This is a genomic window from Streptomyces sp. NPDC048751, from assembly GCF_043198595.1.
Classification (GTDB): Bacteria; Actinomycetota; Actinomycetes; order Streptomycetales; family Streptomycetaceae; genus Streptomyces.
This window is the reverse complement of sequence record NZ_JBICUX010000009.1, coordinates 267,500-287,624: the sequence shown is the minus strand read 5'-3', so window position 1 is coordinate 287,624 and position 20,125 is coordinate 267,500. Positions and strand designations below refer to the sequence as shown.

At 74.2% G+C, this 20,125-nt stretch carries 14 protein-coding genes; 3 read left to right on the top strand and 11 right to left on the bottom strand.

Annotated features, from left to right (window positions below; all coding sequences use genetic code 11):
- Positions 1–25: 25 nt before the first annotated feature.
- On the top strand, positions 26–922 hold the full coding sequence (locus ACGFNV_RS28590; RefSeq protein ID WP_393626118.1) for an RNA polymerase sigma-70 factor: 897 nt from the start codon (positions 26–28) through the stop codon (positions 920–922).
- Positions 923–942: 20 nt separating this feature from the next.
- Here the strand turns inward: ACGFNV_RS28590 and ACGFNV_RS28585 are convergent, their stop codons facing one another.
- The 4 genes from ACGFNV_RS28585 to ACGFNV_RS28570 form a co-directional block, all read right to left on the bottom strand.
- The gene (locus ACGFNV_RS28585) at positions 943–1,227 is read right to left on the bottom strand and encodes an Lrp/AsnC ligand binding domain-containing protein (RefSeq protein ID WP_393626116.1); all 285 of its coding nucleotides are present in this window, start codon (positions 1,225–1,227) and stop codon (positions 943–945) included.
- Between the two features lie 157 nt (positions 1,228–1,384).
- The gene (locus ACGFNV_RS28580) at positions 1,385–3,211 is read right to left on the bottom strand and encodes a protein kinase (protein ID WP_393626115.1); all 1,827 of its coding nucleotides are present in this window, start codon (positions 3,209–3,211) and stop codon (positions 1,385–1,387) included.
- Positions 3,212–3,464: 253 nt separating this feature from the next.
- Entirely contained in the window at positions 3,465–5,525 is a 2,061-nt protein-coding gene (locus tag ACGFNV_RS28575; protein WP_393626114.1) for a tetratricopeptide repeat protein, read from the bottom strand.
- 271 nt (positions 5,526–5,796) lie between these two features.
- Positions 5,797–6,447, bottom strand: coding sequence for an ANTAR domain-containing response regulator (locus ACGFNV_RS28570; protein WP_393626113.1), 651 nt, complete (start codon positions 6,445–6,447; stop codon positions 5,797–5,799).
- Between the two features lie 226 nt (positions 6,448–6,673).
- Between ACGFNV_RS28570 and ACGFNV_RS28565 the strand changes: the two genes are divergently transcribed.
- Both ACGFNV_RS28565 and ACGFNV_RS28560 read left to right on the top strand, forming a co-directional pair.
- A complete protein-coding gene (locus ACGFNV_RS28565) occupies positions 6,674–7,027 on the top strand; it encodes an STAS domain-containing protein (RefSeq protein WP_393626112.1) in 354 nt (117 codons plus the stop codon).
- A complete protein-coding gene (locus ACGFNV_RS28560) occupies positions 7,024–7,956 on the top strand; it encodes an anti-sigma factor RsbA family regulatory protein (protein ID WP_393626111.1) in 933 nt (310 codons plus the stop codon). The genes ACGFNV_RS28565 and ACGFNV_RS28560 overlap by 4 nt, the downstream gene beginning before the upstream one ends.
- A 20-nt stretch (positions 7,957–7,976) precedes the next feature.
- Here the strand turns inward: ACGFNV_RS28560 and ACGFNV_RS28555 are convergent, their stop codons facing one another.
- From ACGFNV_RS28555 to ACGFNV_RS28525, 7 genes are all read right to left on the bottom strand, one after another.
- Positions 7,977–9,014 carry a rod shape-determining protein gene (locus ACGFNV_RS28555; RefSeq protein WP_393626110.1) on the bottom strand — a complete coding sequence of 346 codons (1,038 nt, stop codon included), beginning with the start codon at positions 9,012–9,014 and terminating at the stop codon, positions 7,977–7,979.
- Between the two features lie 373 nt (positions 9,015–9,387).
- Positions 9,388–13,764 carry an SAV_2336 N-terminal domain-related protein gene (locus ACGFNV_RS28550; RefSeq protein ID WP_393626109.1) on the bottom strand — a complete coding sequence of 1,459 codons (4,377 nt, stop codon included), beginning with the start codon at positions 13,762–13,764 and terminating at the stop codon, positions 9,388–9,390.
- A gap of 58 nt (positions 13,765–13,822) precedes the next feature.
- Positions 13,823–14,857 (bottom strand): AAA family ATPase, encoded by a 1,035-nt coding sequence (locus tag ACGFNV_RS28545; protein WP_393626107.1) that lies wholly within the window; start codon positions 14,855–14,857, stop codon positions 13,823–13,825.
- Positions 14,858–14,907: 50 nt separating this feature from the next.
- The gene (locus ACGFNV_RS28540) at positions 14,908–16,608 is read right to left on the bottom strand and encodes a trypsin-like peptidase domain-containing protein (RefSeq protein ID WP_393626106.1); all 1,701 of its coding nucleotides are present in this window, start codon (positions 16,606–16,608) and stop codon (positions 14,908–14,910) included.
- Positions 16,605–17,033, bottom strand: coding sequence for a CU044_2847 family protein (locus ACGFNV_RS28535; protein WP_393626104.1), 429 nt, complete (start codon positions 17,031–17,033; stop codon positions 16,605–16,607). Before ACGFNV_RS28535 ends, ACGFNV_RS28540 begins: the two co-directional genes overlap by 4 nt.
- Before the next feature lie 108 nt (positions 17,034–17,141).
- Positions 17,142–18,665 carry a carboxyl transferase domain-containing protein gene (locus tag ACGFNV_RS28530; protein ID WP_393626103.1) on the bottom strand — a complete coding sequence of 508 codons (1,524 nt, stop codon included), beginning with the start codon at positions 18,663–18,665 and terminating at the stop codon, positions 17,142–17,144.
- Complete coding sequence (locus ACGFNV_RS28525) at positions 18,662–20,107, bottom strand: acyl-CoA synthetase (protein ID WP_393626102.1); 1,446 nt, start codon at positions 20,105–20,107, stop codon at positions 18,662–18,664. The genes ACGFNV_RS28530 and ACGFNV_RS28525 overlap by 4 nt, the downstream gene beginning before the upstream one ends.
- Positions 20,108–20,125 lie beyond the last annotated feature (18 nt).

The window sequence follows — 20,125 nt, the reverse complement described above, 5'->3', positions numbered from 1 at the left end:
GCATGAACGGGGGAGAGGCCCAGACATGAGCGACCGCACCACCGACCCGGCGACCGAGACCTTCGTCGCCCACCGCAACCTGTTGTTCACCGTCGCCTACGAGATGCTCGGATCCGCGACCGACGCGGAGGACGTCCTCCAGGAGACCTGGCTGCGGTGGATCGAGGTCGACCTGGCAGAGGTGCGCGACCAGCGCGCCTACCTCGTCCGGATCACGACCCGCCAGGCCCTCAACCGGCTGCGCACCATGACCCGCCGCAAGGAGGCGTATGTCGGTCCCTGGCTGCCCGAGCCGATGCTCACCGCGCCGGACGTCGCCGAGGACGTCGAGCTCGCCGAGAGTGTGTCGATGGCGCTGATGCTCGTCCTCGAGACGCTCTCGCCGACGGAACGCGCCGTCTTCGTGCTGCGCGAGGCCTTCGACGTCGGCTACGACGAGATCGCCGCCGCCGTCGACAAGAGCCCCGCCGCCGTACGCCAGATCGCGCACCGCGCCCGCCGCCACGTCGAGGCCCGCCGTCCCCGCGAGACGGTCTCCGCGAGCGCCACCCGGGCGGCCCTGGAGTCGTTCCGGCACGCGCTCGAAACGGGGGACCTCCAGGGCTTCCTCGACGTGCTCGCCCCCGAGGTCGTCCTCGTGAGCGACGGCGGCGGCATCAAGCAGGCCGCGGTACGGCCGATCACCGGCGCCGACAAGGTGGCCCGCTTCATCGTCGGCGGAGCCGGCAAGAAGGCGGCCACGCTCACCAGCGACCTCACGGTCGTCAACGGCAACCCGGCTCTCTTCCTCCGCCTGGACGGCGAGCTCGACGGCGTCATGGCGGTCCGTCTCGAAGGCGCCCGCATCACCGGCCTCTACTACGTCCGCAACCCGGAAAAACTGACCCGCGTCGCGTCCGAGACCCCGCTCGCCCGGCGATGAGAAGCCGTGGCCCGTGGCCGTCACGCCGCCGGCTTGACCGTCTTCAGCGTGAAGTGGGAGGTGACGTTCTTGATCCGGGGGATGGTCATGACCGTCTGGCTGAGGAAGGTCTCGTAGGCGGGCAGGTCGGCCACGGCCACGCGGACGAAGTAGTCGGGGGTGCCGAACAGTCTCCGTAGCTCGAGCACTTCCTCGGCCTGCGTCAGGGTCTGCTCGAAGTGCGCCACGGTCTGCGCGTCCTGGGCCTCCAGGCTGAGGTCGATCAGCACCTCGAAGGTCCGCCCGCGGGCGACCGGGTCGATCACCGTCCGCGGGCGCCTGGTACGCCCTGCTCGCGGTCGCCGTCACCAGCGCCGTCCACCTGGCCTTCGGCCGCCGCACCATCCTCAGCGTCGGTATCGGCACCGCCGTCTACGTCGTCCTGGTCAACGCGCTCTGAGTGCCTCGCCGCGGCGAGCGTTCTCACTCCGTGCCGCGCAGCGCGGTCCAGGTGGCGTGGCCCACGACGCCGTCGGCGGAGAGCCCCTTGTCGGACTGGAAGCCGCGTACCGCGGACTCCGTCGCGGCGCCGAAGTCGCCGTCCACGTCGCCGACGGCGTACCCGCGTTTCGACAGCATGCACTGCACCTGGAGCACGCGTTTGCCGCTGTCGCCCCGGCGGGTGCGGCCGTTGCCGGAGTAGTGGGCGCAGTCCGAGATCCAGGGCGGGGTCGCGGACTCGGGGTCCTGGGCGCTCGGGTCCGGATCGGGGCTGTCGGGCGGGGCACCGGGTTCGCCGGTACCGGAGGAGGGGGGCCCGCTGCCACGGCCGGCGCCGGTGGCGTCGTCACCCTCCTCGCCCTCCCCTCCCTTCTCGCCGTCCTCGCCCGCCTTGGCGTCCTCGGCGGCGGTACCGGAGGCCCCGGGGCGCGAGACCGCCCCGTCCGCGTCGCCCGCCTTCCTGCCGGACGTGCCGTCGGCGGACGGCCCGTCCGGAGTTCCGGGCGCCGGTGAGAGGGGCGCGTCGCCGGGGGCGCCGCCGGCGGAGGTCGCCGTACGGGAGCCCGGAGCGTGGGCGGTGGCGTCGGCGTCCTGACGGGTGAGCACGAAGACCCCGGCGGCCACCGCACAGACGACCACGGCCGCGACGACGACCAGTGCCGGTTTCCGCCGCGCCCAGCCACGAACGCCGGACGACGGGAGCGGCTTCGGCGGTACGACGACGGCGGGGCCCGCGGCTTCGGCGGGGCGGTCTGTCGACTCCACGGGCACGGACGGCACCGGCCCGACCGGCCCCGCAGCGTCACGACCGCCGTCGCCCGGGGCCTGTAAGCGGGCGCCGCGTTCGACAGGCAGGCGGTGCAGCAGGTCGTACGCCCGCTGCCGGGCCCGCACCGCGCTGCCCAGCGGCTCGGCCCAGTCGGGGGCCGGTCCGGCGTGGGACTGGGCCGTGGAGGCGAGGTCGGCGGGGGTGGGGCGGTTCTCGGGTTCCTTGGACAGGCAGGCGGAGAGGAGGGAGCCGAGCGCCGGGTCCGCCGCCGAGATCCGGGTGATCAGCGCGGGGTTGGGCTCCTCGAACGCCACCCGGTGCATGACGTCGACCCCGGTGCCGTCGCCGAACGGGGCCCGGCCGGTCGCCGCGTAGACGAGGGTCCCGGCGAGGGAGAACACGTCCGAGGCGGTGTCGGAGTGGCCCGTCCTCAGGTGCTCGGGCGACATGTAGGCGGGAGTGCCCACCCGGTTGCCCGTACCGGTGATCGCGCTCGCGTCCACGGCCCTGGAGATGCCGAAGTCGATCACATGGGCGCCCCGGACGGACAGCAGCACGTTGGACGGCTTGAGGTCCCGGTGCACGATCTCCGCGGCGGCGAGGTCGGCGAGCGCCCGCCCGAGCTCCGCCGTGAGCCGCCAGACCATGCCCGTCTCCAGGGCACCGCCGTCCCGCACGGCCTCCGCCAGATCGAGCCCCGGAAGGTACTCGGTGGCCATCCACAGCAGTTCGTCGCGGAAACCCGTGCCGCACAGCCTCGGCGTGTACGGCGTACGGAGCCGGGCGTGCACCGACGCCTCCCGCTCGAACCGGCGCCGGAACCTCGCGTCGTCCGCGTACTCCGGTCTGATCACCTTCACGGCGACCAGACCGGGACTGCCGTCCACCGGACGCGCCAGGTAGACCCGCCCCATGCCACCACTGCCGAGCAGGGCCAGCGGCACATAGGGCCCCACCTGCTCCGGGTCGCCGACGCGCAGGGGGGAGGCACCGGTCTGCCGCAGCGCGGCCGCCTCACTCGTTGCCGAGCCCGGTGGCACGGGCCGCTGGTGTGACACAGATCCCCCGAAGTGATGTTCGCCGTACGTCAGTTCGCCCTCCCAAAGGGAAGATGAGGCTAACCCAGCCGTGGCGCACGGTCAGGCTTTCAATCACTTCCGTCACACGGCCGGCCCCGAACGCCTGGTGGCGACCCCGGCCGGACGTGATCCGGCCGGCCCACGTGCTGCCGAACCGCATCCCTCTGGTTCTGATCCGGCCGGACCGGTACGGCCAGTCCTGATCCAGCCGCCCCTAATACAGATGGCCGTAGACCTCGGCCGTCGTCCCGGCGCGGGCGCAGGCCTCCACGGCTTCCGCCCTGGCCCGAGCCGCCTCGTCGTGACGGTGGACGGTTCGGAGTGCCACGGCGAGATTGTTCAAGGTCAGACCGGTCGCGTACCAGTTGTCGTACTCCCGCCGGATCTCCACGGACTGCTCGTACGCGGCAATGGCCTCGCCCACTCGGCCCGCCGCCCGCAGGGCCACGCCCAGGCTGCTCAACGAATCTCCGTGGAGGAGCCGGTCACCGGTGCGGCGGTGGATCTCGCAGGCGTGGAGGAGGGCGACGACGGCCTGTTCCGCCCGGCCCGTCTCCTCCAGGGCCAGGCCGAGGTTGTGCCACGCGCGGCCCTCGTGGGACAGCTTTCCGAGGGTGTGAAAGCGGTCGCGCGCCCGGGTATGGGCGGTGATCGCCTCCTCCACCCGGTCCACCCTCCGCAGCGCGAGACCGAGGATGTTCCATGCCATGGCCTCACCCACCAGGTCGCCGTCGGTGTGGAACAGGTCTCCGGCGTGCGTCACCGGCTCGATCGCCTCTTCGGGGCGTCCCGCCCGCAGCAGGGCGTTGCCGAGGTGGTTGCACAGGGCCGCCTCGTTGGGCCGGTCTCCGGAGCGCCGGGCCGCGTCACGGGCGGCCCGGCTGACGGCGACCCAGTCGTCGAAGTAGCGGCGCCAGCGCAGGAACTCGGCCAGGCTCAGGGCCAGGCGAACGCAGGCCGGCGCGAACCGGTCGTCGGTCCACTGGGCCGCGGCGACCAGATTGACCCGCTCGGCGTCGAGCCACGCCAACGCCGCCGCGCGCCCCTCGAAGTGTTCCGGCAGCGGTTCGCCCGGCAGGGCCCGCAGATGGCGGTCGGCGGGGCCGGCCAGCAGGCAGTAGAAGGCCAGCAACCGCTCCCGTGCCAGGGCACCTTCCTCGGCCAGTGCCGGGTCGTCGGACGTCAGCGTCGCCGCGTAGCCGCGGACGAGGTCGTGGATACGCCAGCGTTCGGCTTGCCCCTGGGACGCGTGGCTTCCGGTGATGAGGTGGGCGGAGGCCAGGTCGTCCAGCAGCCGCAGCGCGTCGGACCGGCCCAGGCCGGCCATGGCCGCCGCCGTGGTCGTGCTGAACTCCGTGCTGGGGGCGAGCGCCAGCAACCGCAGCATCCGGGCCTGTCCGGTGCCCAGCCGGCCGAAGGACACGTCGAACACCGGAGGCAGTGCCAGAGGTCTGCCGTACTCGTCGACACCCGGGCTGACCAGCGCACGTGTCGTGTCGGCGGCTGTGCGGAACTCATCGACCAGCGAGGCGACGGGGCGGTTCGGGCGGCGTCGGCGCAGCAGCGCGGCGGCGATGTGCAGGGCCAGCGGTAGATGACCGCACAGCTCGGCCAGTTCGCGAACGGCCCCGGCCTCGCGCGAAGGCCGGTCGTCCTCCGGGTCACGCAGGTGCAGGGCGGTGGCGATCAGGGCCGCAGAGTCGTCCGGACTCAAGGTGTCCAGCGCGAACTGGCGGGCTCTCAGCGAATCAAGACAGTCCTGGGAGGTGATCAGGACACGGTGCCGGCCGCTGCCGGGGAGCAGAGGGGAGATCTGCTCCGGGGCCGAGGCGTTGTCCAGCAGGAGCAGCACGGGCCGGTCCTCGTCGGCGAGCTGGGCGAGGCGGCTGCGGTACAGCGCGTACTGGTTCACGTCCTCCGTCGGGAGATCCACTTCCTGGACGCCGAGTGCGTGGAGGAGGAACGTGACGGCCTGGTCGGCGGTCACGGGGGTGTTGCCGTAGCCGCGAAGATCGAGGAAGAGAGTGCCGCCCGGAAACCAGTTCTCGTCCCGGGCGGTGTGCGCGGCGTGCAGGGCGAGCGCGGTCTTGCCGATGCCCGTGAGCCCGGTGACGGCGCAGACGGCGGCAGGGCTGGGGGTCGTGGGGCGGGCGGAGGGGCGCAGAGCGTCCAGGAGTCTGGCCAGCTCCCTGTGTCTGCCGGTGAAGCCCGGCGGAGCGGTGGGCAGGGCGGACGGGGCGGTCGGTCCGGAGTGCCGGCACTGGTGGATGACCATTTTGCCGACTACGGCGCCCTGGAACTCGCTGCCCCGTAAGTCGACGTGATCGTGCTGCCCGTCCTCGTTCGGCGATGTCCCTTCCACCCCTGCCCGCCCCGCCTTCCGCAGCGTGCTCCGCCCGCCCGGCCCCGCCGTGCGCTCCCGGCCGTTTCACGGTAGGATATGCCGTCCCCGCTCCGCGGCGAATCAGGGCAAGGCAGGCGGCTCGCGCGCTGCGTACGGGATACCGCGCGGCTCCTCGGGCGCGGTGCGGTCAGCGGCGGTGCGGTCAGCCCACGTGCCGCGCTATGGCCCCGCGCAGGGCCGTGCGCAGTTCCTCCGGGGGTGTCGGTCCGTCGACGCTGGTGGTGATCGCCTCGGCGACGGTGCGCAGCTTGGTGTTGGTGTGCTGGGAGGCGTCGCGCAGGATGTCCCAGGCCTGGTCGGAGGTGCAGGCGTGGACGGCCATGAGGATGCCGCGGGCCTGGTCGATCACCGGGCGGGAGGCGATCGCCCGGCGCAGCTGCTCGATCTCCTGCTGCAACAGCGTCAGCAGCTCGGCTCGCTCCAATGCCACCGGGGAGTGGGCCGGAGAGGGCCGCTCCCGGTCGACCGGAGCGTCGGGGGCCGCGCGCAGCGGGTCCGTGGTGTCCAGGCCGGTGAGTTCCAGGATGCGGCGCGGCTGGCCGCCCCAGCCGGACGTCGCCACCGGGACACCGGTGCGCCGGGTGTGGTCCTCCAACAGCTCCAGGAACTGCAGCCCGGCCGTGTCCATGAAGGTCACCCCGCTCATGTCGAGCTCCACCCGGCGGACGTCGGCGGACAGCCCGGCCAGCGCCTTGGCGAGGATGTCCGCGCACCCGTGGACGAGCTCTCCCTGCGGGGCGAGCAGCGCTCGGCGCCCGTCCACGTGTCCGTCGATGACCAGGGCGCTCAGCATTCCTCCCGCGAGAGATGGTGATACCACAGAAGTCATGTCCCCCTGCCTCTTCGGTCGCCGACACTGGTCAAGGCGTGCCGGTGCCTGGCGGTCCGTCACGCCGTGCGTGCGACTGCGTCTGCCCTGCGCGCGTCCTCCTACACCCGATCCCCGCACCCGTCCCGGTGCATGGAGGGGTCCGCACGGGGGTATGGCCCTGTCGATCAGGAGCATCGGGGAGACTGGTGTGGGTATCCGATACGGGACACCGTCCGCGGCCGTCGACGCGGAACCGGGACTGACGGTGTCCCCATTGTCCGGACGGCGGGGCCTACGGGCGGCAGGGGAAGTCGGCCTGGCCACACGCGTGATCTGGGAGCGCGCGCTGGACGAGGCGCTACGCGGGGACGAGGACGTGTACGAACTGGAACTGTCGGCCTTGACGTTCGTCGACGTCGCCGGTGCCGGAGCTCTCGCGGACGCCGTCCGCCGTCTGGGCCCGGACCGGCGAGTCGTGCTGCATGGGCCGCCCCCCGTCCTGCGCCGGTCGTTGGAGCTGCTGTGGCCGGGCCTGGACGGGATCGAGGTGCCGGTGTCATGACAGCCGTGGCCGACCCCTTCGTGCACCCCGCGCTCTTCTACCGGGACGAACAGGAATACCTCGCGGGCACCGTGCCCTTCGTGCGCGAGGCCGTCCAGGCCGGGGAACCGGTCGCGGTGGCGGTGCCCGGCGAGAACCTGCGGCTCATCCAGGACGCCCTCGGGGACGCCGCCTCATCGGTGCGCTTCCTGGACATGCGCCAGGCGGGACGCAACCCCGGCCGGATCATCCCCGGGGTGCTGCGCGCCTTCGCCGACACCCAGCCGCCCGGCGTCCGCGTGCGGATCATCGGCGAACCGATCTGGGCCGGACGCACGCCGACCGAGTACCCCGCCTGCGTCCAGCACGAGGCGCTGATCAACGCGGCCTTCCAGGGCCGCGAGGTGACGATCCTCTGTCCCTACGACGTGAAACGCCTCGACGAGCAGGTCCTCACCGACGCCCTGGCCACCCACCCCACCCTCATCACCTCCGACTCCCCCCTGGGCGAGGCCAGCGGCGCCTACGACCCCGACGGCGTCGTCGCCACCTACAACCATCCGCTGCCGCCCGTACCGCACACGCCGGCCCTCGTCTTCGACACGGTCACGCTCCCCGGAGCCCGCTACCACGCCACCGCCGAGGGCGCGCGGCTCGGACTCACGGGCGCCCGGCTCGACGACCTGTCCCTCGTCGCCGCCGAGCTGACCACGAACAGCGTGGTGCACGGCGGCGGTGTGGGCGAGCTGCGGGTGTGGGCCGAGGACGGCTACGTGGTGTGCGAGGTGCGCGACGGGGGACGCCTGGAGGATCCGCTCGCCGGGCGCCGACCCGCCCCGCACGAGCAGCGCGGCGGCCGCGGACTCCTCCTGGTCAACCTGGTCGCCGACCTCGTCCGGGTCCGCACGGGCCCCGAGGGCACGACGATCCGCGTGTTCCTGGCTCCCTGAGCCGGCAAGGTCAGGCGCGCTCAGCCGGCCAGCGGGTCCAGCGCCAGCGGCTGGATCCTGCCCTCCAGCATGGCGCCCAGACCCATCGCCGCGCACACGTCGGGGCGCTCGGCGATGTGCACCGGGATACCGGTGGCCTGCCGCAGCATCTGGTCCAGGCCGGGCAGCAGCGCGCTGCCGCCGACCATCATGATCCCGCGGTCGACCAGGTCGGCCACCAGGTCGGGCGGGCAGTCCCGCAGCACCCTGCCGATGCCGTCGAGCACCGCGGTCAGCGGGGTCTCGATCGCGTCCCGCACCGCGGCGGTGTCCACCTGCACGGAGCGGGCCAGACCGGTCGCGACGTCCCGTCCGTGGATCTCGGTCGAGGCCGGGCCGTGCGGGGTGAGCCCGTTGCCGGAGAGGGCGAGCTGCAGGGGCCGTACGGACTGGCTGGGGAGCATCAACTCGTGCTCGTGGCGCAGATGCTGCACGATCGCGTGGTCCACGGCCTCACCGCCCACCGGGATGCGCTCCGCCGTCACGATCGACCCCAGGGAGAGGACGGCCACCTGGGTGGCCGCGGCCCCGCACACCATGATCATGGTCGCCTCGGGCTGCTCCACGGGCAGCCCGCAGCCGACGGCGGCGGCGATGAGGGTGTCGACGAGCTCCACCCGGCGCGCGCCGAGCCCCACCAGGGTCTCGATCGCGGCGCGCTGCGCCAGCGGGTCGGCGTCGTGCGGGGTGCACGCGGCGGCGCGCAGGAACGGCTTGCGGCGCAGCGAGCGGCGCACCTTGTCGCCGAGCAGATGACGCAGCATCCGCTGCGCCATCTCGATGTCGACGACCGTGCCGCCGGAGACGGGTCGGGCCACGCGGATGTAGTGGGGGGTGCGGCCCGTCATCTTCTCCGCGAACTCGCCGACCGCGATCAGCGCACCGGTACGGGTGTTCACGGCAGCGGCGGAGGGCTGGTCGACGACGAGCCCCGCCCCCTTCACATACACCCGCGTCCTCGCCGCGCCCAGGTCGACGGCGAAGTGGCAGCGGCGCAGCTGCTCCAGACTGGCGGTCATTCCAGGTCCTCCCGAGTGCGCAGGCCGTGGAGGCCGCCCGGTGGCGGGCCTCCCTCGCATGGTGCGCGGGACGGAGCGGGGGCCGCCTTCTGGAGGGGGCCGGGTGGGGCGCCGCTGAATGGGGGGTTCTGCAACGGGGGCCTGTCCGGCGGATCAGGTCGGGGGACAGTTGCGGCGCCGAATCGGCGCAGATGAGCGTTGTCATGGGGGTCCCCCGGCCGAGCGAAGCCGAGTGTGCGGCCGCAAGGCGGGGGAGGGCGTCGACGCGACGGGGCCCCTCCCGCGCGGGCGGAGCAGAGCGTGGGGGTGTGCGTGCCGAGTCGCGCGTCTCCGGCATGATCCGCCGGACAGGCTCTGGGCGGCGGGAGCGCGCTCAGAGGGAGCGTGCCGCTTCCAGTACGGGGGCGAGGGAGGGGACGGTGATCTCGCAGCCCGCCTCGCGCAGGCGCTGCTCGGCCGTGGGGTTGCGGGCGAGGCCGACGAAGCCGAGGCCGACCTGCTGGGCGGCGGTGAGTTCGGCGACCGTCGACCCGATCACGACGCCCCTGGGGGCGGGCGTGCCGGGGGAGCTCAGGGCCCGTAGGAGGCAGTCGGGGTGGGGCATGAGCAGGCCGAGGTCCTCGCCGCGGCCGTGGACGCCGGCGAGGGGCAGGCCGTAGGGCTTCAGATAGCGGTGCACGGCCTGCGGAGAGACGTCCGTGACGATGTGGACGGGGCGGCCCGCGTCGTGCAGGGCACGCACGAGGGGTACGGAGTTGTGCGTGGTCGGCGCGTCGGGGACGGCCGCCACTTCCAGCTCGTCGAGGCGTTGGCGCAGCAGCGGCCCGAGCCTGTCCCGGGCGAAGGCGCGCAGTACGTCCAGCGGGTGCGCGAACACCTCACGACCCGCCGCGTCCACCCGGGGCAGGGGCCGGCCCGAGAGCGCGTCCTCCGGGTCGCGGTGCTCGGCGACGACGGCGAGCAGCTCGAGCACGGCCTCGCGCGCGGTCTGCGACGAGTACAGGCGGGTGACGGGACCGTCGAAGCCGAGCAGCACCGTCTCGGCGTCCGCGAGCACCCCGGACAACGGACGCGACGGCGGCGCCGTGCGCCGCGGCTCCGGCAACGGCGAGCCCTCCGGCGCGAGTTGCACCGCACAGGCCACCGTCAGCCCGGGCACCGGCCACCGGCGCAGCCCCGAGTTCACCGCCCGCTGCGCCGCGCCCGCCCGGCGCACGGGGTGCCGGCGGGTGATGCGGGGCGCCGACTCCAGCACATGCTCCAGCAGCCGCTCCGACACACCCGTGGCCTCCGCGCGCACGAACGCGACCGGATCGTCAACGTGCCACGACAGCTCCACCGCGGCCGCGAAGGCGCCCTTGCCGGAACTGGGCAGGGAGACGCGGTAGTGGGCCTGGTGCGTGGTGAGGTCCACCTCGTAGTACGTCGTCACCCGCGGGGGGCGCGTGCCGTGCGGGCGCGCCGGGTTGAGCAGCGTCAGCGGACCGTCGGGCTGCGTGTGGACGATGGCGGTACGGCCGGGTGCGGGGATGCCGAGCTGACGGAGGTCGTGCGTGATGAAGGGGCCCTTCACGAGATCCCGGGTCTCCGCGTCGGGCCGTGCCGTCGCCCGCGGCGGGGTGAGGGGGCAGTACCAGGCGAGGGGTGGGGTGCCGGGGTCGCTGCCCCGGTAGAGGGGCTGGAAGCGCCGGGGGCCCTGGGCGGCGGAGCTGTCGGCGAACTCCTCGTACAGGGAGGGAGGGACGACGACCAGGAGGTCGGCCGGGGGGATGGAGCCGAGCAGGCCCTCGGGGGCGTCGGCGAGCCGCCCCGAGAACGTCACCCGCAGGCTCGGCGGATCCGTGAGCCCCGAGAGGGCCTCCGGGAGGCCGCGCAGCACCGCGACCAGCACGGGCAGGACGTAGGTGCCGGGTTCGGCGACGACTTCGTAGCCGTCCTGGCGGACCCGCACCTCGTACTGCTGGGGCGTGAGGGCGCCACGGGAGAGCATCTCGTGCACCGCGTACTCGAGGGTGATGCGGGCCTCGGGACGGCCGGTCAGGTCGTCGGCCTCGAAGAGGATCGTGGGGCGGCCGTCGTCCGGATGGCCCGGCTCGGCCGGGCCGTCGAGTTCGGCCAGGTCGGCGCGCAGGGCCTGGTGGCGGGTGCGCAGCGCGGCCCGGGTGGCGTCGGCGGCGGGGCCCGTGATGCCGGACAGCGGTTCGTCGTGCCACAGGTCCAGCGCTTGCTGGAGCTCATCGCGCCGGGCTTGTGGGTCCTGTTGGTCTGCGGCGCGGTCGAGCCGGGCCTCGAACTCCCGTACGTCGATCTCGTCGCCCGCGGCGTACAGCGCGTAGCCGCCGGAGAGAGTGGCGACGCTGCTGGGGCCCAGGCGGCGGGCGAGCAGCGCGGCCAGGCTGTGGATGCGGCGGGCCGCTTCGTCCTTCTGGGGCGGCTGTTCCCAGATGCCCCGGGCCAGCTCCGCCAACGGCACGCGCCGCCCCGCCTTGAGGAGCAGCATGCTCAGCAGGGCGCGGGCCTCGGCGTTCGGGATCGTGACGGGCGGCTCGCCGGGGCGGGTGATGGTCAGCGGGCCGAACAGCCGGTAGGTCAGCGGGCCGTGGTTCTGGAAGGCCGCGAGTTCCGTGTCGGCGTAGCGGACCATGTCCGACTGGAGCGCGCTCGCGAGGCGCGCGCGCAGCGACTCGAACTCGCCGGACAAAGCGACCTGTTCGGCCATGTCTCGCACAACTTCACGCAGAACCAGCAGGTCTGCCGTGGCATCCGTTCCCAGAGACTGCTCGCCCAGCGCGAACCGGCTGAGGACCACCGTGCCGTCCGGCCGCAGCAGCAGTCCTTCCGCGCCCGGCTGTCCGCGTACCAGCCCCTTGGCGTGCAGGGTCTCCAGCGCCGCCTCCGCCTGGCACGCCACCCGGGCCAGCACGCGCAGCGACACGCCAGGTCCGCTGCCGTGTCCCAGCTCGGTCAGTGTCACACCGTCCGTGAACTCCGCGACCAGATAGGGCCGCCGGCCCTCCATCCCGAAGTCCAGCACCCGCACCACATGCGGACTGTCCACCTCGGCCAGCGTGGCCGCCTCCCGCAGGAACCGGTCTCGTGTCTCCTCCGTCTGCTCCGGATACAGGTGGACGACGACCCGTCGGCCGGTCCGCACATCCATGGCCGCCCGCATGCGCCGCCCCAGGCCCCGCATCCCGAACAGCCGGTACCGCTCGCCGACCAGTTCCTCGGACCCGCCCCCACCCAGCCGCTCTACCGTCTCCTCGCTGACCGTCGCGAACGCCGCGCCGCCCGGGGCGCCGTCCCTGCCCCTCTCCGCCTGGAACTCACCCGCCGCCAGCCCCGCCCGGTCGTCGATCAGCGCTCCCACCTCCGCCAGGAACTCGCGGGTGCGGCCACGGGCCGAGCGGGGGAGGGTGCGCAGCAGCAGGTCGCGTACGCCGGGGCGGAAGTCGTACGAGCCCGGCGGGCCCGGCGCGGTCGTCAGCATGCCGCTGAGGATCACCTCGGCGAGGTGCTGCGGGCGCGGTGCGCGGTCCACCGTGCGCTGGACGAGCCGCATCACCGGCACGGAGGGCACGGCGAGCGCGAGGTGCCCGGCGAGGCGGAACGCCTCCGGCGACGCGGTCGCCCGGAAGCGCAGGACCAGGTCCTCCGGGGTGGAGGAGGTGACGGCGGGGGCCGGTTCGGCGGGCGCGGTCGGGGAGGCGGGCAGCCACGCCACCGCGCCCGGCATCCGACGGCCGCCCGGATCGGCCAGCAGGGCCGCCCAGTTGGCGAGCCAGGGGGCGCCCGGCTCCAGGACGGGGAGGGGAACGGCGTACGGGGGCGGCGGTGGGGTGTCGGGGTCGTACGGGGTGAAGGCCAGTGTGGCCGAGGGCGCCGCCGCGGCCGGTGGCGTGAGCAGACCCGGCTCGGCGGGCAGGGCCGTCGTCGGCCACAGGTGTTCCGGCAGTGGCTGCAGCACGGCCACCGGCATGCGGTGCGCCCAGCGGCGCAGGGTGGCGTACCAGCGCTCGCCCGCCGGGCCGGGGCGCCACTGCGGGCCCATGCAGTCGCTGACGAGGAGGGTGACGGTACGGCCGTCGTCGGGGGCGGGGACGTGACGGGCCCGGCCGTCGGGGCCCGCCGGGTGCAGGGTCACGGTGCGGAAGATGCCCGACTGGGCGAGAGCCGTGTGCAGTTCGCGCACCAGGGGGCGCCAGACCGGCATGGTGGGGCCGGTGTCGTGCACCAGGTTGAGGTGCAGCCAGCGGTCGGGCGCCGGACGCAGGACGGGCAGCCAGACGTCGGGGTGGGCACCGAGACGCGCGATGCGGTCGGCGGTCGCCCGCTCGTCCAGAACCCGCGCCCGTGGCGCGGGCACGTTCCGCTTCAGCGGCCGCAACGCCCGCTGCAACGCCAGGGGGTGGGTCAGCATCGGTGGTGCGGGGGCCAGCAGCGTCGGCCCACCGCCGTTCCCCTCCGACGGGTGCGCCGGGGTGGGCAAGTGGAGCGGGACACGACCGTCGGGGTGCGGGGCGGGGTCGGGCGCGGGCGGTTCGGAGTGAGGGGCCGCGGGGTGGGGGGCGTCACCACCGACCGGAGCCGCCGCGGTGCCGGGGTCGCCGACGAGGTCGTCGGCCACCGGCACCTCGGCAGAGGACTCTTCACCGCCCAACTGCCCCGCCAGCCACAGCACTTCCGCGATCTCCAGCGGAGTCGGTCCAGCCGACGGCCCCGCCTCGCTCCCCGCGGCCGCGGCGAGCACCGCCCTCAAGCGTGCGACGGGTGAGGGCGCAGTGGCTCTGTGCTCCTCGCTCCCCTCCTCAGAAGCCATCGCCGTCCGCCGTCGTGTTCAGGTACGGCATCAGTTGTTCGGCGAGCTCGTCGTGGGAGGCGGTGTCGAGGCCGGCGATGCCGGTGAGGTAGATGGCGTTGAGGAGTTGGTCGGTGGCGAGTTCGCCCGTACCCGCGCGTTCCAGGAAGCGGGTGATGAGGTGGTCGGCGCTGCCCTCGGGGGTGCCGAGGTGGGCGCGGACGATCTCGGTGAGCTGGTCGCGGTCGGGGCGGCGCAGCCGGAGGCGGACGCAGCGGCGCAGGAAGGCGGGCGGGAACTCGCGCTCGCCGTTGCTGGTGAGGACGACGAAGGGGAAGGCACGGCAGCGGACCCGGCCACGGGCGATGGGGACGGGGGTGTCGGTGCCGTCGGCCAGCACCTCGGCCCTGCCACCACCGTCGGTGGCGTGGCGGGCGGCGCGGACCAGCTCCGGGATCTCGTACTGGCCCTCCTCCAGGACGTTCAGCAGGTCGTTGGGCAGGTCGAGGTCGCTCTTGTCGATCTCGTCGACGAGGAGGGCGCGGGGCCGTTCGTAGGGGAGCAGGGCCGTGCCCAGGGGACCGAGGCGCAGGTGGTCCTCGACGCCTTCCGTGGTCGAGGACCGCCCGTCGCGCCGGGCCGCCGCCTGCCGGGCCGCGTAGAGGCGGGACAGCGGGTCGTACTGGTAGAGACCGTCGGCGAGACTGCTGCGGCTGGTGATGTTCCAGCGCAGGACCGGGCCGAGGCGCAGCTCGCGCGCCACCGCGTACGCCAGCGACGACTTGCCGGTGCCGGGCGGGCCGGTGACGAGGAGCGGGCGGCGCAGGGTGAGCGCGGCGTTGACGAGCTGGACGCTCTCCGGGGTGGCGACGTACGTCCTGGCGCGGTGCACCCGGTCGGGGGAGATCGCCGTCTCGTCGTCGGTGTCGCGGGGCGGAGGCAGGACGGGCGCGCCGTCGAAGGCGCGCCACGGGGGTGGGGCGGGCAGCCGTTCGATGCCGTCGTGCGGCTCGCTCTTCCCGGTGTAGACGGACCAGTGGGGCATGGGGTGGTCTCCGGTCTCCGTACTTTCTCGCAACTCGGCTGCGCGCGTGGTCAGGCCACGGGCGACTGGACGTGGGCGGCCGCGCTGGCGTGGGGGTCGGTGAAGACGCGCGGGTCGTCCCAGAGCAGCTGGATGTCCCGGGCCCAGTGGCCGTCCTCCGCGTCGGCCTCCTCGCGCAACGCCAGGACGTGCCGGGGGAGTTCGGCGGGCGGCACCCCGGAGACGCAGGCGTCCAGCTCGTCCAGGAAGGCCTTGCCGGTGCAGCCGTCGGCGCCCCCGCAGTCCCCCTCACCGGCGACGCAGCCGCTGCGCGACCACACGATCACCGGCGCCGGCGCGGTGAGCGAGGTGTCGAAGTGGGGGCGGGTACGGGCCGCCGCCGGGGCGGCGGCGAAGCCCGCGAGACAGGCGTCGGGCTTGCGCAGCCGCACCCGCAGCCTGCCGGGCTCCTCGGGGCTGCCGCAGTCGACGCGGTGCAACCGGGCACCGGGGAAGGAGTCGAGCCGGTTCCAGGCGCGGGTCAGGACGTGCCGCGTGCTGGCCTTGCGGCGGGCGTGGTCGGTGACGACGAGCGGGTACACGCAGCCGAGCGGGGTGTCGTCGTCGGGCGCGCTCTCCCACCGGTCGACCGGCCAGTCCAGCCAGTCGCGGGGCAGCGCGAACGCGATCAACTCGTCCGCGCCGGGCGTCAGATACCGGAACGCGGCCTCGATGCCGTCCCGCACGAACGCGCGCAGCCGCCCCTGTGGGACGGTGTCCGAGTCGACCGGGTGTCTGCGCCCCTGGCTGTACGCGGACACCTCGACGCGGACCAGGCCGTCGCCCGCGCCGCTGTGCTTGAGCTCGACCAGGATGGGCGCCCACTCCGGCGCGGGCGTCTCCGGCGCAGGCTCACGGGTCCGCAGCAGCGCCTCCAGCCGGTCGGTGAGCCGGGCCAGTGTCTCCCCGGCGCCCGGCCCGTCGAGTTCGCACAGTACGAACAGCGCCGCCGACCACAGCGAGTCGAACCCCTCCTCGGGGGGATCGGGATCGAACGGTCCGGCGGCGGCCGTGTAGAGCCGTACCGGATCACAGTCCACGCCCGCCCGGACCGCCCGCTCGACCAGCGCGCGCAGCCGGGCACGGTCGGCGGTGCGGTGGTCGGAGGTGGGGACCAGGCCCGTGAGGTCGGGCCAGTACCGGGCCATGACCTGCGTGGGCATCATCCGTCCGTTGCGCACGCCCCGGGCGCCGGCCGCCGCCGTGACCATGCCGACGACCTCGCCGGTGTCGACCAGGGTGACCGCGGCGCCGCTGAACCCGGGGGCGAGCGGCTGCCCGTCCTGCTGCCAGGCCTCCAGCTGGAGCCACTCGCGGCTGATCAACTGCGGTGCGGTGATGCGGTACTCGGCGAGGGTGCCCTCGTCGAAACCGGCCGGGAAGCCGTAGACGACCAGTTTGCGGGGGGTGGTGCCGTGGGCGCCGTCCACGGGGGCCAGCGCGGCCGGGGCGATCGCGACCTCCCGCTCCAGCTCCAGGACGGCCACGTCACCGAGGTCGGCGGCGCCGCCGCCCCAGCCGCCGTCCGCCACCACCCGGGCGCGTAAGGCGGGCAGGCCCGGGCGCTCCGTGAACGTGACCGTCAGCCCGTCCCTCGCGCCGTCCCGCACCACATGGGCGCAGGTCAGTACCTTGCTCGGGGTCACCAGGAAGCCCGCCCCGGCCACCTTGCCCCCGCATTCGATCCGGGCGTGCCACTCGGCGCTGTTCATGTGGACGGGCCGGCCTCCGAGGTGGACGGGGACCGCGGGGCGGGCGGCGTCGGCGGGCTGGACGGCATCGGCGGCGCGGACGGTGTCGGCGGGGCGGGCCGTGGCTGCGGGGCGGACGGGGACCAGGACAGCCGTACGACGAGGTGGCCCTCCGCCGTGCCCTTGGCGATGATCGCGCCCGTCTCCGCGGCCAGCTTCACCCCGAACTCGATCTCGACGCCGTCGGGCCGCAGGGAACCGTCCCTGAAGACCCGCAGCGCCGACTCGGCCGCCGCACGCACCCCGTCGAGCGCGCCCTCGAAGGTGCGGGCCGCCTGGACCGTACCGTCACCGCGGGCCACCAACCGGGAGCCGTACTGCTCCTCGACGGCCTCGACGGCGACGACGGCTCCGTCACCCGTCCTGAACTCGACCACGCCTTCCATGCGCCCCCCGTCGTGCGACCGCGTTGTGCGCCTTCATTGTTACGGAAGGTACTTGAGGTTGTCCCCGTTTCCCCGCCCCGTAAGCGGTCTCATCGGCCAAGTCTTCCCCTAGGGCCTGTCCTGGGACGCGATACCGCGCACCACACCCAGCTCCACCAAATCCTGTGGCCGCACGCGGAGTTGATCGGCCGTCGGCTCGACATCCGCCGGAGTGCGCTTCAGGATCGCGGCCGCGAGCTCCGGCGCGATCACCGAGAAGTAGCTGTCCGGCGTGGCCCAGGTGTTGCCGGGTGCGGCGAGCGCCAGCGCGCCGCCGGAGCCGCCCTCGCCGATCACCAGCGTGGTGACCGGCGTCCGCACGGCGGCCACCGCACCGAACAGGTCCGCGATCGCCGCACCGGCCCCCTGCCGCTCGGCCTCGGCGTCGTTGGCCGCACCCGGCGTGTCCACCAGCGTCAGCACCGGGATGCCGAGCCGGTCCGCGAGCCGGATCAGCCGGGTGGCCGTGCGATAGCCCGCCGGGCGGGTCGCCGCCCCGGTCTGCGCCGCGTACGCGACCGTACGCCCCGCGTGCTCCCCGAAGCCGCACAGCATGCCCTCGGGGTCACTGCCCCCGCAGCGGTCGCCGGAGAGGGCGACGCGGTGGGTGAAGTAGGCGTCCAAGTAGCGCTCGGCACGGGGGCGTCGAGAGGAGCGGGCGCGCTGGACGGCGTCCCATCCGGTGCGGGGGAGGTCGGCCGCACCGAGGACCCGGGGGAGCGGGGCGGGGGTGATGGGGGACGGGGTGGCGAGCGTGTCCCGGTCCGCGGGAGGCGGGCCGACGGGGGAGGGTGCCGCCGGGTTCTGGGCGGTCGGGCCGACGGGGGAGGGCGTCACCCGGTCCTGGGCGGGCGGGCCGGGCATCGGGAGGGACGAGCCGGGCGTCGCCGGGGTGTCGGGCAGAGCGGCCCTCGCCGGCGACCCCGGTGCCAGCAGCCGCAGCCAACGCCCCAGCACCCCCCGCAGCTTTCCCGGAGGGACCACCGCGTCCGCCGAGCCCGCCACCACCTGGGCCTCGGCCGTGTACGCGGTCGGATCGGCGTCCGGTGGGCGTACGCGGGAGCCGGCGAAGCCGACCTGGACGCCGGGGAGGGCGAGGGTGACGTCGGCGCCCGCGCCCAGAGTGGCCCAGCCGCCGCCCGTCGTGGGGTCGCGCAGGACGGCGATCTGGGGCAGCCCGGCCTCCCGGGTGAGCGCCGACTGCCGGGCCACGCGCTGGAGTTGGGTGAGGGCAAGCATGCCCTCCTGCATCCGGCTGCCGCCCGTGGCCACCAGCGGGACGACCGGCAGCCGGTGGGCGCGGGCATGGGTGTACGCCGCCTCCAGCCGGTCCCCGGTGCGCTGCCCCAGCGAACCGCCCAGGAAGCCGAACTCGAACGCGATCAGCACGGCCCGCGTGCCCTCGACGCTCGCGGTGCCGCAGACGACGGACTCCTCCTCACCGGTGCGCTCGGCGGCGCGGGCGCGCGAGGCGTCGTAACCCTGCCAGCCGAGCGGACCGTCGGGCCCGGACTCCCGCTCGGGGTACGGAAGTTCCTCGAAGCGGTCGGTGACGAGGGCGATGACCTCGCGTGCGGTGAGGCGGACGCTCATGACGTCAGCGCCCGCTTCATGATCTTCCCCATGTCGTTGCGCGGCAGGACGTCGAGGTACCGCACCACGCGCGGTCGCTTGTGCGGCGCGAGCCGGCTCGCCACATGGTCGGCCAACTCCTCGGCCCCGGGCGGCGACTGAGGATCCGTCGGGACGATCCAGGCGACGATCCGCTCGCCCAGATCGGCGTCCGGCTCCCCGGTGACGGCGGCCTCGCGCACCCCCGGGTGTTCGAGGAGCGCGTTCTCGATCTCCCCGGCCCCGATCTTGTAACCGCCGCTCTTGATCAGGTCGGTGGCCTTCCGGCCGACGATCCGGACGTAGCCGTCGGGGTCGCGCACCGCCATGTCGCCGGTGCGGAACCAGCCGTCCGCCGTGAACGCCTCGGCCGTGGCGTCCGGCCGGTTGAGGTACTCGGTGAAAAGGTTGGGCCCGCGCACCTGGATCTCGCCCACCGTCTCACCGTCGTACGACGCCACCGCCGAGCCGTCCTCCTCCACCAGCCGCAGCTCCACGCCCGGCAACGGCACGCCGACCGTGCCCGCCCGGGCCTCCCCGTCGGCGCGCACGCTGGTGTTCATCAGCGTCTCCGTCATGCCGTACCGCTCGATCACCCGCCGCCCGGTCGCGGCCGCGATCCGCTCGTGGTCGTGCACGGGCAGCGCGGCGGAGCCGGAGACCAGCAGCCGGGCCCCGGCGAGCGCCTTGACCAGCTCGGGCTCGGTGGACAGGGACTCGGCGACGCGGTGGTACATCGTCGGCACGCCGAACAGCATGGTCGCGCCGTCGTTCAGCTCGCGGGCCACACCCTCGGTCGTGAACCGGCCCAGGTGCCGCACGGATCCGCCGCGCCGCAGCGGGCCCAGGACGCCGAGCACCAGCCCGTGCACATGGAACAGCGGCAACCCGTGCACCAGCACGTCGTCGCCGGTCCACTGCCAGGCGTCGGCGAGCGCGTCCAGCGTCGTGGCGATCGCCCGCCGGGGGATGACGGCACCCTTGGGCGGGCCGGTCGTACCGGAGGTGTAGACGACCAGGGCGGGATCCTCGTCGTCGGCCGACGGCTCGGGAGCCGGGCCCCCGGTGCCGTGCACCTCGACGTCCACGCGAGTCAAGTCCCGTAGCGGCGAAGGGAGTTCCGCTCCGGGCTCGGCCAGCACCACCGTCGGTGCGCTGTCCGACAGGATGTGCCCGAGCTCCTTCTCCCCGGACTTCGGGTTCAGCGGTACGGCGGCCACCCCTGCCTCCAGCGCCGCCACCACCGCTACGGCGGTCTCCAGGGTCGGCGTCGCCCAGACGGCGACCCGCCCGCCGCCCGCGATCCGGCCCGCGAGGGTGCCGGCCGCGGCGGCGAGTTCCGCGTACGTCAGGGACCGGGCGCCGAACCGCAGGGCGACCCGCCCCGCCGTGCCGCCCGTGAGGGCCGGGAAAAGAGAGGACACGCGTCATGCTCCTTGACT

Coding starts and splice junctions, on each gene's coding strand:
- ACGFNV_RS28590 (WP_393626118.1), top strand. CDS start 26: ATGAGCGACCGCACCACCGACCCGGCGACCGAGACCTTCGTCGCCCAC.
- ACGFNV_RS28575 (WP_393626114.1), bottom strand. CDS start 5,525: ATGGTCATCCACCAGTGCCGGCACTCCGGACCGACCGCCCCGTCCGCC.
- ACGFNV_RS28570 (WP_393626113.1), bottom strand. CDS start 6,447: ATGCTGAGCGCCCTGGTCATCGACGGACACGTGGACGGGCGCCGAGCG.
- ACGFNV_RS28560 (WP_393626111.1), top strand. CDS start 7,024: ATGACAGCCGTGGCCGACCCCTTCGTGCACCCCGCGCTCTTCTACCGG.
- ACGFNV_RS28555 (WP_393626110.1), bottom strand. CDS start 9,014: ATGACCGCCAGTCTGGAGCAGCTGCGCCGCTGCCACTTCGCCGTCGAC.
- ACGFNV_RS28545 (WP_393626107.1), bottom strand. CDS start 14,857: ATGCCCCACTGGTCCGTCTACACCGGGAAGAGCGAGCCGCACGACGGC.
- ACGFNV_RS28540 (WP_393626106.1), bottom strand. CDS start 16,608: ATGAACAGCGCCGAGTGGCACGCCCGGATCGAATGCGGGGGCAAGGTG.
- ACGFNV_RS28535 (WP_393626104.1), bottom strand. CDS start 17,033: ATGGAAGGCGTGGTCGAGTTCAGGACGGGTGACGGAGCCGTCGTCGCC.
- ACGFNV_RS28530 (WP_393626103.1), bottom strand. CDS start 18,665: ATGAGCGTCCGCCTCACCGCACGCGAGGTCATCGCCCTCGTCACCGAC.